The 16,005-nt window shown below is 52.2% G+C and carries 15 protein-coding genes; all 15 read right to left on the bottom strand.

Annotated elements, in window-relative coordinates:
- Positions 1–17: 17 nt before the first annotated feature.
- Entirely contained in the window at positions 18–1,388 is a 1,371-nt protein-coding gene (gene cpsG, locus WN16_RS18395; RefSeq protein WP_044701918.1) for a colanic acid biosynthesis phosphomannomutase CpsG, read from the bottom strand.
- Between the two features lie 136 nt (positions 1,389–1,524).
- Positions 1,525–2,961 carry a mannose-1-phosphate guanyltransferase gene (gene cpsB, locus WN16_RS18400; RefSeq protein WP_044701916.1) on the bottom strand — a complete coding sequence of 479 codons (1,437 nt, stop codon included), beginning with the start codon at positions 2,959–2,961 and terminating at the stop codon, positions 1,525–1,527.
- Positions 2,962–2,963: 2 nt separating this feature from the next.
- The gene (wcaI, locus tag WN16_RS18405; RefSeq protein WP_044701914.1) at positions 2,964–4,187 is read right to left on the bottom strand and encodes a colanic acid biosynthesis fucosyltransferase WcaI; all 1,224 of its coding nucleotides are present in this window, start codon (positions 4,185–4,187) and stop codon (positions 2,964–2,966) included.
- Positions 4,184–4,663: a GDP-mannose mannosyl hydrolase gene (locus WN16_RS18410; protein ID WP_044701913.1), complete on the bottom strand. Its 480-nt coding sequence runs from the start codon at positions 4,661–4,663 to the stop codon at positions 4,184–4,186. Before WN16_RS18410 ends, wcaI begins: the two co-directional genes overlap by 4 nt.
- 2 nt (positions 4,664–4,665) lie before the next feature.
- Complete coding sequence (locus WN16_RS18415) at positions 4,666–5,631, bottom strand: GDP-L-fucose synthase (RefSeq protein WP_003841801.1); 966 nt, start codon at positions 5,629–5,631, stop codon at positions 4,666–4,668.
- A 2-nt stretch (positions 5,632–5,633) separates the two neighbouring features.
- Positions 5,634–6,755 (bottom strand): GDP-mannose 4,6-dehydratase, encoded by a 1,122-nt coding sequence (gene gmd / locus WN16_RS18420; protein ID WP_003036748.1) that lies wholly within the window; start codon positions 6,753–6,755, stop codon positions 5,634–5,636.
- 24 nt (positions 6,756–6,779) lie between these two features.
- A complete protein-coding gene (gene wcaF, locus WN16_RS18425; protein WP_003036750.1) occupies positions 6,780–7,334 on the bottom strand; it encodes a colanic acid biosynthesis acetyltransferase WcaF in 555 nt (184 codons plus the stop codon).
- Positions 7,335–7,343: 9 nt separating this feature from the next.
- Complete coding sequence (gene wcaE / locus WN16_RS18430) at positions 7,344–8,090, bottom strand: colanic acid biosynthesis glycosyltransferase WcaE (RefSeq protein ID WP_044701911.1); 747 nt, start codon at positions 8,088–8,090, stop codon at positions 7,344–7,346.
- Between the two features lie 5 nt (positions 8,091–8,095).
- Complete coding sequence (wcaD, locus tag WN16_RS18435; protein WP_003841796.1) at positions 8,096–9,313, bottom strand: colanic acid polymerase WcaD; 1,218 nt, start codon at positions 9,311–9,313, stop codon at positions 8,096–8,098.
- Complete coding sequence (gene wcaC, locus WN16_RS18440; protein ID WP_044701909.1) at positions 9,288–10,505, bottom strand: colanic acid biosynthesis glycosyltransferase WcaC; 1,218 nt, start codon at positions 10,503–10,505, stop codon at positions 9,288–9,290. The genes wcaD and wcaC overlap by 26 nt, the downstream gene beginning before the upstream one ends.
- On the bottom strand, positions 10,502–10,990 hold the full coding sequence (wcaB, locus tag WN16_RS18445; RefSeq protein ID WP_003844327.1) for a colanic acid biosynthesis acetyltransferase WcaB: 489 nt from the start codon (positions 10,988–10,990) through the stop codon (positions 10,502–10,504). Before wcaB ends, wcaC begins: the two co-directional genes overlap by 4 nt.
- A gap of 2 nt (positions 10,991–10,992) precedes the next feature.
- Positions 10,993–11,835, bottom strand: coding sequence for a colanic acid biosynthesis glycosyltransferase WcaA (gene wcaA / locus WN16_RS18450; protein ID WP_003841790.1), 843 nt, complete (start codon positions 11,833–11,835; stop codon positions 10,993–10,995).
- Positions 11,836–11,907: 72 nt separating this feature from the next.
- Positions 11,908–14,070, bottom strand: coding sequence for a tyrosine-protein kinase Wzc (gene wzc, locus WN16_RS18455; RefSeq protein ID WP_044701908.1), 2,163 nt, complete (start codon positions 14,068–14,070; stop codon positions 11,908–11,910).
- Positions 14,067–14,516: a low molecular weight protein-tyrosine-phosphatase Wzb gene (gene wzb, locus WN16_RS18460; RefSeq protein WP_003036763.1), complete on the bottom strand. Its 450-nt coding sequence runs from the start codon at positions 14,514–14,516 to the stop codon at positions 14,067–14,069. Before wzb ends, wzc begins: the two co-directional genes overlap by 4 nt.
- 5 nt (positions 14,517–14,521) lie before the next feature.
- Positions 14,522–15,661: a polysaccharide export protein gene (locus tag WN16_RS18465; RefSeq protein ID WP_003036765.1), complete on the bottom strand. Its 1,140-nt coding sequence runs from the start codon at positions 15,659–15,661 to the stop codon at positions 14,522–14,524.
- Between the last annotated feature and the right edge of the window lie 344 nt (positions 15,662–16,005).

Here is a 16,005-nt window from a genome sequence, read left to right on the forward strand (position 1 = left end):
CAAAGGAAGCACCAGCATTACTGATTCAGTAACGCCAGAAGAGTGCGCGTTCGCGCTTCCATCAACGGAATATCTCCGCGCGATTCCACGTTCAGGCGCACCACCGGTTCGGTATTGGAAGAGCGTAAATTGAAGCGCCAGTCGACAAACGACATGCTGATACCGTCCGTTCTGTCCACCGTCAGCGCCTCACGGGAAAAATGCTGCTCCACGCGCGCAATCGCTGCCGCCGGCTCTGCCAGCGTGCTGTTTATTTCACCACTCGCCGGGTAGGCCACCATCCGGTCGCGGACCAGTTCGCCCAGCGACTGCCCTTTCAGACACAACAGTTCCGCTACCAGCAGCCACGGGATCATCCCGCTGTCACAGTAGGCAAAGTCACGGAAATAGTGATGCGCACTCATTTCACCGCCGTAGACGGCATCTTCGTGGCGCATCCGCTCTTTGATAAACGCGTGTCCGGTTTTTGACATCACCGGTTTACCGCCTGCCGCCGTCACCACGTCCACGGTGTTCCAGGACAGACGCGGGTCGTGGATAATCTTCGCCCCCGGATTCTTCTCCAGAAACGCCTCCGCCAGCAGGCCGACAATGTAGTAGCCCTCAATGAACTGACCTTTTTCATCGAACAGGAAGCAGCGGTCAAAATCACCGTCGAAGGCAATCCCCATATCGGCGCCGTGTTCAATCACCACGTTGCGCGTGTCAGCCCGGCATTCCGGCAGCAGAGGATTGGGAATACCGTTGGGGAAGTTGCCATCCGGCGTATTGTGGATTTTGATGAACTCGACCGGCACGCCCAATGTTTTAAAACGGGCTTCAATGGCGTCAACCACCGGACCTGCCGCGCCGTTGCCGGAATTGAGCACCAGCTTCATCGGTTTCAGATTGGCGGGATTGATGTAACCCAGCAGGTGGTCAATGTAGGCATCACGGGTAGTAATACGCTGGTAGCGGCCACGTTTTGTCTCATCAACCGCCGGGAAGTCGTTGGCTTCCGCCAGGCACTGTACGTCGCGCAGACCGGTATCACCGCTGATGGGCCGTGCCCCTTCCCGCACCAGCTTCATGCCGTTGTAATCCATCGGATTATGGCTGGCGGTCACTTCAATACCGCCGTCAATACCCAGGTGGAAGGTGGCGAAGTAAATCTCTTCGGTACCCGACATGCCAATATCCAGCACATCCACCCCCGCATCCTGAAGTCCTTTCGCCAGCGCCAGCTTTAGCGTCTTGCTGGTCAGGCGCACATCACCGCCGAGGACGATCGTTTTTGGCTTCAGGAACTCGCCGTAAGCGCGGCCAATACGCCACGCGATATCTTCATTCAATTCTTCGCCCAGCCTGCCGCGAATATCGTAGGCTTTGAAACAGGTTAATTTCGTCATGATTTACCCCTCTTCAGGCAACAGGAGGCCCTGACTCTTAATGAGCCTTTTTAATGAGTGTTAAATGCATTGCCCGGTGCGCTTCGCTTACCGCGCCTACGTTGTTGTAGGCCGGATAAGCGCGGCGCATCCTGCATCAGGCGCGCCCGTATCTGTCCGCAAACCGCACCACATCATCCTCATCGAGGTAAGATCCGGAGCGCACTTCAATCAGATCGAGCGGGATTTTCCCGGGATTCTCCAGACAATGGGTCGCCCCAAGCGGAATATAGACAGACTCGTTTTCAGCGAGCAGTTTGATGTCATCATTGATCGTCACTTTCGCGGTACCAGCCACCACCACCCAGTGTTCAGCCCGGTGATGATGCATCTGCACGGACAATCCTTCACCGGGTTTAACGGTAATTCGCTTCACCTGGTAACGGTCTCCGGCATCAATGGAGTCGTACTTGCCCCACGGACGGTAAACTTCACGGTGAATATGGTGTTCATGTCGTCCGTCAGCTTTAATTTGCTCCACCACTTTTTTGACGTCCTGCACCGCGTTGCGATCGGCGATCAGCACCGCATCTTTGGTCTGCACCACCACCAGATCCTTCACCCCGACGGTCGTCACCAGGCCAGATTCGGCATACACGTAGCTGTTCTCCGTTTTGTGGCTAATGACGTCGCCATGATGCACATTGCCTTCGGCGGTATGGGCGCTGATTTCCCACAGCGATGACCAGGAGCCAACGTCGCTCCAGCCTGCGTTCATGGGCATTACCACCGCATCCGCCGTACGTTCCATTACCGCATAGTCCACAGACTCTTCCGGACAGGCGAGAAACGCCTGTTCATCAACGCGGATAAAATCGAGATCGGGGTCAACCGTACTCATGGAATTCTCACAGGCCTGAAGAATGTCGGGGCGATATTTTTTCAGTTCTTCCAGATAACGTCCGGCACGGAACAAGAACATGCCGCTGTTCCAGTAGTAATCGCCGTTCGCCACATAAGCCTGCGCGGTTTCCAGATTGGGCTTTTCAACAAACTGCGCCACTTCGAACGCCACGGCGTCGGTATTCGTTGGCGAAACCTCGCCACGGCGGATATAGCCATAGCCCGTTTCCGGCTGGTCCGGCACGATACCAAACGTCACCAGCTTACCCGCACTGGCATAGGGCATAGCATTGCGAACCGCCTCGCGAAATGCCTCTTCGTCGGCAATCATGTGATCGGCCGCCAATACCAGCAGCAGCGGATCTTCCCCCGGACACTGACGTTTTGCCGCCAGTGCGGCCAGCGCTATCGCCGGTGCCGTGTTACGTCCGGCGGGTTCGAGAATAATGTTCTCAGTCAGCTTGTGCAGTTGCCGTAGTTGTTCCGCGACGATGAAACGGTGTTGTTCATTACAGATAACCACCGGGCTTTCACACTCCACGCCGTTCAGACGACAGATCGTTGTCTGCAGCATGGTGAGATCACCTTTCAGGCACAGGAACTGCTTTGGATACAATACGCGGGACAGAGGCCATAAACGGCTACCCGAGCCACCGGCCATCACTACCGGAAAGAGTTTGCTTTGACTCATCATTAACCCCGAATATCAGCAATAAATTGGCTAAGCACGTTATCTTTATCCAGCGTGCGTTCGGCATAGTCACGTGCCACCGTATTGACTTTTGGCATACTCAACGCTTGTTGGATACCGCAAACCAGCGCGTTTACCGATTCCGGCTCCACGCATACTGCGATGCCTGGAACAATGTTACAGAGTTGCCCCAGCTCGGTTTCCGGCTCGGCGGTAATCACCGCGTTACCACCAACGGCGAGGATATTGGTCAGTTTGGAGGGCAGTACGGCATCCGCCGCACCGCGCTTTTGTACCACCAGATGACAGTCCGCCATCTTGAGCAGCGCAGGCAGCGCGTCATAAGATTGCAGCGGAAAGAACATCACATTGTTCAGGCCGCGTTCGCTGGCCATACTCTCCAGCCGCGCTTTACCCCCGCCCTGCCCGACAATCACAAACAGCCAGGGCCGCTCGCTCAACAGGGCCGCTGCGTCGATCACACTCTCCAGCCCTTGCTTTTCACCAATATTGCCAGAGTAGAGAATGATTTTTTTTTCATCAGGCAAGCCCAGCTGCTGGCGCAACGCCAGAGCATCGGCGGCGTCCACATCGCGAAAACGCGCTACTTCTGACCAGTTCGGAAAGAAAATAACCTTCTGTGCATCAACGCCCTTTTCCTGTGCTTTGTTCATCATTGAGCGAGAAATGGTCGAAATATGATCCATATTCAACAGCCCACTGCGCTCAAAGGCGCAGGCCAGTTTTGCCACCATACCGCGCTTGCCTTTGCCCGCCATGCCAAGTCCCAACATGGCATCAACTTCGTAATCCTGAATATGCAGCAGCGTGCGCGCCCCGGACAGCTTCGCCAGCAGGCGCATTCCCGGCGTACAAAACAGTGTCGGTACTACCCCAATGATGCGATCCGGCTTCCAGCGGCGCTGCGCCAGCAGCGGGAAGAAACTGCTCAGGGCGAAACTGCCTAAATGCAGTAGACGCTTGAGCGTGGAGGGCTGCTCAGGCACATACAGCGGGCAACGCCAGACGATGGCATCGCCCTCTTCACGATGGTAGCGCCAGGATGAATAGCGACCGTTGACTTTCCACTGCGGATAATAAGGCGGCGCAGTGATCACCCGTACGTCATGCCCCTGTTGCGCCATCCATTCCACCATTTCACCGGTGTATTTACCGATACCGGTCAACTCCGGCGAATAGTTGATGCCATACACAAGGATCTTCATAGCCCGGGTGCTCCGGCCTGACTCTTCTCACAGAAGTAAGCCCAGCTGTTGTTGTGCACGCGGTCAGTGGCCAGAATCTCTTCAATTGCCAGCCAGCGGTACGCGTCATGTTGAACGTCAGGCAGTTGCAGGTCGTTTTCCGACACCCGCAGACGAAATCCCAGCACGATGTAATGCGTTGAGAAATCTTCCCCGGAAAAGTTGTCGTCATAGAAGTGCTGCCAGACACCGTAAAACTGCGCAGCGGACAGCGGTAAACGTAACCCCAGCTCAGCTTCAGTAAGCCGCTCAAAGGCCGCGTGCAGCGGTTCATCTTTTTGCACCCGACCGCCGGGCACAAACCAGTACCCCTGCGCAGGACGATTGAGGCGCTTGCCAAGCAGAAATTCACCGTGGGCGTTTTCCACGATCAAATCGATGGAAATCAGCGGAGTTGAACGTACAACGGTGGCAAAATCCTCATGACGTAAAAACATGCTTACCCCCGGTAACGCTGCTGGTTTTCAAGGAACCACTGATATGTACTGGCAAGCCCCGCTTGCAGAGATATCTCGTGATACCAGCCCAACTGATGCAGACGCGTAACGTCGAGCAATTTGCGCGGTGTGCCGTCCGGTTTGCTGGCGTCAAACACCACGCGCCCCTTGTAGCCCACGACCTCCGCAATAGTCTGCGCCAGTTCACGGATGGTGCAGTCCACGCCGGTCCCCACGTTGATATGCGACAGCATCGGCTGGGTATATTCCTGCAACACTTCCTGAGCCAACTCCATCACGTGGATACTGGCCGCCGCCATATCGTCGACATGCAGAAATTCACGCATTGGCGTCCCGCTGCCCCATACCACCACATCCGGCGCATTTTGCCCGCGAGCTTCATGAAAGCGGCGCAGCAGCGCCGGGATCACATGCGAATTACTCGGATGAAAGTTGTCATGCGGCCCATACAGATTGGTCGGCATCACCGAGCGATAATCACGGCCATACTGTCGGTTATAGGATTCACACAGCTTGATACCGGCAATTTTGGCAATCGCATACGGCTCATTGGTCGGTTCAAGTGTCCCCTGCAACAGTTCACTCTCGGCGATTGGCTGGGTAGCTTGCTTGGGATAAATACAGGATGACCCGAGAAACAACAGTTTATTCACGTTATGCAGATGTGCAGCATGAATAATGTTGCTCTCAATCATCATGTTTTCATAAATAAAATCAGCAGGATAAGTATTGTTTGCCACAATCCCTCCTACTTTTGCCGCCGCCAGATAAACCTGGTCAATACGTTCAGCGGCAAAAAACGCCTGCACCGCACTGGCGTCCAGCAGATTAAGCTGGTCGCGGGTACGCAGCACCAGCTCCACATTATTTCGCTGCGACAATTGTCTGACGATGGCGGACCCCACCATCCCGCGATGGCCCGCCACAAAAATACGTTGTGTCTTCATCCTCAGTACTCCAGCGCGATGGCGACCTCGTAACCGTGCGACTTGAGCAGGGAATGTTTCTTCGCCGCATCAAGATCGTTCGCAACCATTTCCGAGATCATCTGGCGCAGTGTGATTTCCGGTTTCCAGCCCAGTTTTTCATGTGCTTTGGCCGGATCGCCCAGCAGCGTTTCCACCTCAGCCGGACGGAAGTAGCGCGGGTCAACGGCAATCATGACATCGCCTGGCTTCACGCCCGGCGCATCATGTCCGGTCACGGAAACCACGATGCCTTTTTCATTCACGCCCTCACCTTCAAAGCGCAATTTAATCCCCAGTTGAGCTGCCGCCATTTCTACAAACTGGCGCACGGAATACTGCACGCCGGTGGCAATCACGAAATCTTCCGGCTTATCCTGCTGCAGCATCATCCACTGCATCCTGACGTAATCTTTGGCATGCCCCCAGTCGCGCAGTGAATCCATGTTGCCCAGGTACAGGCAAGACTCCAGCCCCTGAGCGATGTTGGCGATCGCCCGGGTAATTTTGCGAGTGACAAAGGTTTCGCCGCGGCGCGGAGACTCGTGGTTAAACAGAATGCCGTTACAGGCATACATCCCGTAAGACTCACGGTAGTTGACGGTTATCCAGTAGGCATACAGCTTAGCAACGGCATACGGTGAACGCGGATAGAACGGCGTGCTCTCTTTCTGCGGGATTTCCTGAACCAGACCGTACAGCTCAGAGGTGGACGCCTGATAAAAACGGGTCTTTTTTTCCAGACCAAGGAAGCGGATCGCCTCCAGCAAGCGCAAGGTGCCGATCGCATCAACGTCTGCGGTGTATTCCGGTGAATCAAACGACACCGCAACGTGGCTCATGGCACCCAGGTTATAGACTTCATCCGGTTGGACTTCCTGTAAAATACGGGTCAGATTGGAGGAGTCCGTCAAATCGCCATAGTGCAGATGAAATTTGGGATTGCCTGAATGCGGATCCTGGTAGATGTGGTCCACACGTTCGGTGTTGAATGATGAAGCGCGACGCTTAATACCGTGTACTTCGTACCCTTTTTCCAGCAGGAGTTCTGCCAGGTAAGAACCATCCTGCCCGGTTACGCCAGTAATGAGAGCGACTTTTGACATGTTATAACCTCTTCAGTGATCCCCTCAGGGAGTAACTTTCTCGACGCGTTCGCGCGTGACTACTGCGGGATTTCCCCGACAAATGACATTTGCTGGCAGCGATTTAAATACGCTGCTTCGTGCTCCGACGACGGTGCCATCGCCAATCGTTACGCCAGGCGCGACAAAGACATCTGTCGCCAGCCAGCATTTATCGCCAACCACTATCGGTGTGGCGTTAATATCAAAATGTTGGCTGGCATAATCATGACTCCCGGTGCATAAATAACTTTTTTGCGAAATAACTGCGTGGGCCCCAATCGTAATATCACCTAACGTATATAAAACCGCGTCATCACCCACCCAGGCATAATCTCCCAGAGTTAGCTTCCACGGATAAGTAATTTTTACTGAAGGCCGAATGACTACGTTTTTTCCTATTTTTGCGCCAAACATCCGTAATAAAAATGCACGCCAGCGATACATGACCTGCGGAGACCAGCGAAATAATGTTGCTTGCACCGCCCACCATAATTGCACTTTAATAGCGCCGCCGCCGCGAAAACCGCCAGGCACTTTAAATCCGCTTAAGTCTTGCATATTGTGCTCTTACGTTTTTCCATATAAGGTTTTTGCTTTATCGGTTGTGCGCAGACGTAAATATTCTGACAAACCGGTCCAAAAACCAGGCACATGTAATATCTGGCGCTGTACTTTTTTGGCATCCCGGCACAATTCCAGATTATTCGTCGTTGACACTCCGCCCATAGAAAATTCCGACACCAACCCGCGCAGCTTTTTAAAAGCGTAACCGGATTTGTATAATTTGGCTGCCAACGCGTAATCTGACGATATTTTATATTGCAAATCATAATGCCAGACATTCAGTCCTGAGAGCGGAAAGAATATTGCCTGATGGCTGGCTGGCAGACTGTGATAAATATACCAACCCGGTTTTGCCCGACGCTTAATTTTGTTGCCATTGCCGAAATCCAGCAACGCATCGCCAATGACCATAGTTTGGTCACTCTGCATTTTTAGCTGGCGGATAAAACAAGCCGCATTCGCATGCAGAATATCCCCGGAGTTGAGGAACAGTGCAAACCGCCCGCGCGCCATGGCGATGCCTTTGTTCATCGCATCATAGATACCGTTATCCGGCTCGCTGACAAACCGTAACCGGTGTTCTCCACTGAGTCCTTCAAGAAACGCCGACGTACCATCCGAGGAGCCGCCATCAACAACAATCCACTCAAAACTGATATCACCCGCTTGCGCCAGATGTGCCAGCGACGCGTGAGTTTTGACGAGCCCTTCCAGATTGCGAAAGGCGACGGTAATGATACTGAGCAGCATGTGAGTTACCTCGCGATATTCAGCGCCTTGCGCAAAATAAACGGACACACAATTAAAAATGCGTATTCCGGACTAAATACTGAACCAGTAAAAAACAGTGACAATGGTGTAAAAAGATAAAGCTGCACCCGATAATTCTGATTATCGCCAAACGCATTGATCATCATTTTCATGACTTTCCCCATGTACCATAGGGCTAATATCACCGCGAACCATGAAAAATAAATAATCAGCAGATACAAGCCATTGTCTATTGTTTTACCGACATCTGCACCGTTAAAAATTCCGAATGACGCGACGTATTCATAAAGTGAGCCAAATCTCACTACGCCATCAACGTTCAGTAACGAATAACCGACCATCACTAATGGCCCTACGATACGATAATACGATGACGAACCTTCAGTTCCTAAATCACCAAGCCGCGTTGCGATGTACGGAAAAGCAAATATCACACCAACTAAAAACACGCTCAATGAGATTATCGCCAGAGGTAGTTTCTTTTTTATCGCATCCTTATTTAGGTACTGAAACGCCCATTCCAGGAGGTAAAACAAAATAAACGTCATTACTCCTGAAAACGATCCCGATAATATTATCCCTACCAGAATCATAGCATCGGACTTAGGTGTTTTGATACCGAACTGTTTGATACTGAGCCAAATTGAGATTAATGCCAGAGCGAAGAATGCCGGTTCGAAATAGAGCGCCGTGGTTCGTTTCCCACCAAACTTAATAAAGTTCAGAACATAGCTGTTACTGTAAATAAGATATTTCGAAATAACTTCCATTAAACTGCTGCCGCCGCTGAGAATTATCTGCGCCATTTCAGCTGCAGCTAACCCCACCACCAGTCCCACAACCAGCCAGAAAAAGCGCAAGATTTTAATGTAGTTATGCGATGAAATGGTTTTGAAGCGAATACTCCATACCATGCCAATAATCACCACGGTATAGATAAACAACATGGCGGACGTCACGTACTTGCTGGCATCCAGTGACTGACCGAACAGATAGTTAAATGCCGTCAGTCCGCCCCCTACGCCCAGCGCGATCATTAATTTTTTGATATTGATGCGCTCGATAAACAGCAACAGCAGAACGGGTAAAAAGGTGACAATAGTTATCGGGAAGCTCTCGCCAAGCTGGGCGAGTTTGACGTTTACCAGCAGATAAAGCAGCGGTAGCACCAGATAGCTACAGATTCTGATAGAACGAGACATATTCCTCCAGCATCTGTTGTCCACTGTATGCCAACCGGCTGCGCTGGCTAAATGCGGCAAGCGACGTGTCAAAAACCGCCTGCGCAATGTCTGATTTTTTCAGCTGCACCAGTTGCAACACTTCAGCTTCGCTGAACGTTTTTCCGCCTGATTTAGCCAGCACTTCCTGCGCGGCATCGCTGTGCGTGGCTATTACCGGTACGCCGATGGACAGCGCTTCGCACAGAATCAGCGGGTAGTTATCGACACGGGAGCTGAACACCAATCCATCCATCTGATTAAGCGCACTCATCAACGTGCGCTTATCGCTCTCAAAACCGTGATTGATGACGTTATCTCCCGCAAATGGCGAAAATTTGCCGAAGGTATGCAACTCAATTTTGTCTCCGAGCGCGGTAATCGCTCGCACCAGTTGCTGACTGGTTTTGCCGTCATAGCGCAGGTCATGAGCCACCACGGCAATTTTCGGCCGACCGCTCTTCTCATGCATCGCGGGTAGTTCGGCAAGAATGGCTTCAGTTGCCACATCAATGCCATTATTGATAATGCGGCAACGTCCCGCGCCATACAGGCTGTTGAACGCGTCGGCCACATGCTGACTGGGCGAGATAAACTGGCAACCCAGCGCCAGCATCGCACGAAACATCTGCCGCTTAACGGGCAACTGCTGATGGGCTTTATCGATTTTTACCGGCGGATAGTTGCTCAGCGTTGGGCATTGCAGACAGCCCGTTTTCCAGCCTTCGCAGCCATCGGTAAAGGCACAGCGCCCGGTCACACTCCAGTGATCGTGCAGCGTCCAGACGAAGGTGATATCCGGTTTATGCGCTTTCACTTTTTGGCAAAAGGAGACTACCTCTTCCAGGTTCAACCAGTAGCTGTGCAACACATGAAAATGCAGTACCAGCGGGCCGTTAGTGCGGGTAACCGTACGATATAGCTTGTCGAGATTGCCGAACATGTCGCGGTTCGCGAAACGAAACAGCGCAATGTTCGCCGCCGACGTCAGGCGCGGCGTATATTTGATAACCTGCGGGTATTTCGCATGGCTGGCGCTTTTTTTACCGCCTTTGCCATAGCCATAGACAAAACGCGACGACAGCCCTTTTTCCAGCGACCTCAGATGCAAATCTAACGCCACGCCTGCCGCCCCACCTTCTGCGAGTCGCACATTAAATTGTAATATCTTCATTTTATTACCTTCACCCGTGCCTTCTCGCCCACGACCAGCGCATTGTCCGGAACGCTATCCACCACGACGCTCCCGGCACCAATCGTCACGTTATCGCCAATAGCAACGTCGCCAAGCAGAGTGACATTGGCCCCCAGCTCAACGCTGTTACCGATTACCGGGCAGGACAAATCGTTGGTGCCAAGATTGCCGATGGTGACGCCGTGACGTAGGGTAAAATCATCCCCCACAACCACGTGTTTATTGATAACCACCCCATAGCCATGATGGATGGTGAAACGACGACCGATTGATGCAGCGGCCTGAATTTCATAGCCAAACAGGCATTCGGTGATAAGGCGGTACATCACCAGTACCGGTGCGGCCCACAGGTTGTTTAAGATGTTTTTTTTACGCCAGACGGAGCAAAAATGGGCAATCCGATAGGCCACCACCATGCAGCAGGGGCGCAGACTCCAGCCGTTCACGCGTAAATCTTCCAGCATAATTAGCGTCCTCGCAGTCCGTCGGCCAGACGCTTACTGTTGCGAACAGAAAGCAGCGTCAGCAGCGTGCGCCAGTTCATCCGTTTGTTGCGGATCTGATAGAGGGTAAACAACTGATACTTCTTGCTGGCCCGGTCAAATTTGCCTTTGTGCTTGCGGTAAAACTGAAAGTAGCCGGAGAATTTATTCGGCGATGAGGTAATGCGCATCTCACCGTGATTTACATGCAGGATCTGCGTCGCCTCTTTGACCTTCCACGGTTTGCCATACGCCACCACCATGCGCAGGAAGATGTCGTAATCCTGCGCCGCTTTCAGCGTGGTATCGAACAGACATGCTTTAAACCGCCATGCCCAGGTAAATACCTGGTTACCAATGATGTTGCGCTTATAAAACCTGCGGCGTGAATAAACGGACTTAGGATAGAGCGGCAGACTGGTCGGCTGCGAATACACTTCACCCTCACAGACATAGTCATTGGCATACAGAAACGCCCGCGTGACCAAATGATGGCGATAGTTGAGAAATACACTCAGTCGGTTCGGCGTCCATTCATCATCATCATCAATCCCCGTAATGTATTGCCCGTTGGCCTGCATAATGGCCTGATTACGCACCGCACAGGCCCCGGAGTTGGTGGGATTATGCGTATACGACACGCGCGGATCGTTGAGTTCCTCAACAAACTGCTGCAACTGCTCATATGAGGAAGAGCAATCATCCACAATGATCATCTCCCAGTGAGGATAGTCCTGCCGCAACACCGATTTAATCGCCCGAATGGCCAGCTGCTGGCGGTTCCAGGTTGGCATGTAAATTGAAATTAGCGGGTTTTCTGTGGTCATTTTCGTTTCCAAAAAAAGTTGCCTGATGGCACTACGCTTATCAGGCCTACATTCGATATGCGTTGCTGTTAGTTATTTCGAATCCGACGTGTATTCGTATTCGTAGTAGCCGTAATCCTGATACCCGCTGGAGCGGCGGAAGATCGAGTTGAGGATCACCCCTTTCACCTGAATGCCATTTTGCTCGAAGCGGCCCAGGCTGGTTTCCACCTCTTTCAGCGTGTTGACCGCATAACGCGCTACCATCAGCGTGGTTCCGACGTGGCGCCCTACGATAGCCGCATCGGTCACCGCCAGAATTGGTGGGGTGTCAATCAACACCAGGTCATAGTGCGAACTGGCCCAGGCAATCAGTTCGCCGAAGCGCTCGCTCATCAACAGTTCGGAAGGATTGGGAGGAATTTGACCACGAGGGATCAGATCAAAATGCGGAATCGATGTCGGTTTAGCGCTGGATGAAATATCCCCTTTGCCAATGAGGATCTCAGACAGGCCGTTAACATTATTGGTCCCCAGCAGTTCGTGGGTATAGCCTTTGCGCATGTCGCAGTCGATCAATAGCACGCGTTTGTTAGTCTGGCTAATAACTGCCGCCAGGTTAGCGCAGACAAATGTTTTCCCAATCGACGGACTGACGCCGGTCAGCATCAATACGTTGTTACGCGCCTGCATCATGGCAAAGTGCAGGCTGGTACGCAGGCTACGGACCGCTTCTATGGCGAGATCCGTTGGATTCCCCACGGCCAGCAGTTGGCTTTGCTTGTAGCGTTTCACACCTTTAATGGTCTGAACGTTATCACGCGCTTTTTGCCATTCAGACAGCGGAATACTGGCATACACGCTGATACCATGCTCTTCCAGCGCCTGGGGGCTTTCAATACCGCGATTAAACAGAGAACGCAGCAGTACGCCCACCACGGAAAGCATTAAACCGAGAATGATACTGCCGAGAATAATCAGCGCCGTTTTCGGCTTCAGCACGCCAGGCTGAGCAATCGCGGGATCGACAATGCGCACATCACCGACCGTACTGGCCTCGGTAATCTTCAGTTCCTGTTGCTTGTTCAGCAACTGCATATAGACCTGCTGACCGGACTCCACATCACGCGTCAGGCGAACAATTTCCTGCTGTGTTTTCGGCATCGCCGTTACACGCCCGTTCAGCTTACTTTTCTCATCTTCCAGCGCCTGGCGTTTTTCCAGCAGCGTGCGGTACGCCGGATGCGCTTTGGTGAACAGCTTGGAAATCTCCGCTTCTTTGAAGGTCAGTTCATTCAGTTGCGCATCGATATTCACCATCGAATCCAGCACCGCTTTGGCTTCCAGCGGCAAATCCACGGAGTCTTTATCCTGACGAAAGGCGTTAAGCTTGTTTTCAGCAACATCCAGGTGGTTACGCACTTCAGGCAACTGTCTGGCCAGAAACGCCAGACTTTTGGCGGCTTCTTCGGATTTACGTTCCACGTTTTGTTGCAGATAGTTACGGGTAATACTGTCGAGGATCTGGCGGATTTGCTCGCGGTCTTCACCGGTAAAAGTCAGGCTCAATACACCGGTATCTTTGCCTGTTTCCGTCACCATCAGGTTATTTTGCAGGGTGTTTATCATGCCCAGCGTGGAGAATTTGCTGACGGTAAATTGGCTCTCCGGGCTGGCATGAATCGCCTCAACCAGCATCGTCACGCCATCGTGTTCCAACACCTTGCCGACTTGCCCCCGAACGCTAAAACCCCCGTCACTCACCAGTTGATAGCTTTTGTCATTCAGCACATTAAGCGTGAAGGTCTGTTCATTCATAGCCTTTGGCAGCGTGAAGGTAGTCACATTAACCGTTTCGTTCTGACGGCCCATCAGCCGGTCCCAGCCCGCGCCAAAAATAGGGAACGTATCTTTGGTCACGCCGATATCGAGGTTGAGATCGTCTACCGTTTTCCCTAATACCAGTCGTGACTGAATGAGCTGAATTTCCGCTTCCGAGGCCGGGGGTTTGTTCGACAACGCCGAGCCAATATCCTGCACCAGTGAATTTCCAGTATTTTGCTCAATTTGCACCAGCGCGTCCGCACTATAGATGGGGGTGGCGAACAGTGTGTAGACCGCGGCACACAATGCAAAAGCCGCGGTAATGCCAAGTACCCACCAGCGGGCTTCCACCACCGTTGCGACCAGACGACCAATATCGATTTCATCATTGCCCGTTACCGGCGCAGCAGACTGTTTTACTTTTTCTGTCATCGTTTTCCCTGCTCTGCGTTCAGTGCCTGAGCCCATTGGCGGGCAGACCGCTCAAGTAATGTGTACACCGCGTCAAACGCATCACGGCTTTTACGATATGGATCGGGAATTTCGCGCTCGCTGTCCCAGTGACCAAAAAGCATCACTTTGCCGCGCATCTCCGGCACCATTTCACACAGGGCAGAGATATGGCGCTTTTCCATGGCCAGGATCAGGTCATACTCCCGGCACATTCGTCCCGAGATCTGCCGGGCACAATGATTATCCAGTGACAGGTTGTGCGCCTGCGCCACACTAATGGCGCACGGATCCGCGCCTTTCCCCACCAGCGCCCCAAGACCGGCAGAAGAGACCGTCAACGCCGGGTGAAATTGCCTTAACAAGCGCTCTGCCGTCGGGGAACGGCAAATGTTCCCCACACAGACAACTAAGATTTTGTTAAACATGACGATTACCAGTTGTGAAGGTCGCTGGCCGTGTCCGTCATATAGCGAACACCGCTAATAGTCGGCAGCAACTGATTGATCAAACGGTTCCAGCGAGCAACCGGCGCAGTAGTGACGTACACCACATCGTATGGCTGGAGTCGGAATGATGTTGCCATCACCAGCGATGTCGCATCGGACATATCAAGCTGATAGATATTGGCGATCTTGCCGTTGTTCCCGCCTTCGCCTTTCAATGGTCGAATAACGAAAATACCGCTGGCATTGGAGGTGGTCAGGTCAATACCTTCGGCATTGCCCAGCGCTTCGGTAAGCGTCATGCCACTGAAGTCCATTTTGAGGGTGCTCTGTTTTTTCACTTCCCCCATTACAAAGACTTTCAGATCGTCATTACGCGGGACAAACAGAATGTCGCCAGGATAGAGCAGTCGGTTCTGGCTCAGGTCGCCATTTTGCATCAGTGCTTGCAGTGAAATGCGTTGCTCCTGCCCTTTATGAGTCAGCACAACGTTGCGCCAGTCTGCCGCTTCGGTGAGACCGCCAGCGGCGTTAATGGCATCGAGAACGGTAAGTGGCACGTTGGTGATGGCCTGCTGACCGGATTTGTTCACCTGTCCGGAGACATAGGCCTTCTGCGAGCGGAAAGCGGCGATATTAACGTCCACCTGCGGGTCAGCAATGTACTTCGCTAAGCGCCCGGTAATATCACTACGAATCTCTGCCAACGTTTTCCCTACCACGCTGACTTTGCCGATGTAGGGGTAAAACATCGTGCCATCAGGTTGCACCCAGTTACCGGTATCGCTTGAGCTACGGTACTGCCCGGCTGGTGTGGTGAGTTCAGGATGGTCCCAGACTGTCACATTCAGGACATCCCCCGGACCGACCCGGTACTGATACCCGGCAATCTCCTGGTCCAGCGACATATTAGGTTGTGCAACATTTGGTCGAGGACGTAATTGTTCTACCAGTCGTGGGGTGAGTGGATAAACATTCACCATGCGATCGATATCAAAATCAGCGTCCTGCTGTTTAATCACATCTTTGCCCATCGTAGACATATTGCTGCCCGGAAGCACGGTACAACCGTTTATCAAGATTACCGATACCAATACTGGTATCAATTTAAGTTTGGATTTCATCATTGATTATTTATCACTTTGGCAGAGTAATTATCACATGCAATCTAAATAGCGACTTCGCCTGTACGTATTTACCTTGCCGTTAATTGAAATGAAATTTAACTGGCATCAGTCCTAAAAAAAATGAATTCATCTGCGGTCTCTTGACAGAATAATTTAGGCTTGTTTCAGGCGACCAGACACGCTACCGCCCCTGGCTTCACTAGCTACCAATGCACTGATTAATTTAAATTTTTATCTTCTCCTTTATTTTCATCACATTTACAGCGGCAACGCATCGGGAATACGTGCCACTGGTTAATGAGGAAATATTTATCTTTTGATTATTACCGCAAGAATTGTTGCAG

Origin of the sequence: Citrobacter sp. ABFQG (assembly GCF_004322975.1) — a bacterium.
GTDB classification, from domain to species: domain Bacteria; phylum Pseudomonadota; class Gammaproteobacteria; order Enterobacterales; family Enterobacteriaceae; genus Citrobacter; species Citrobacter freundii.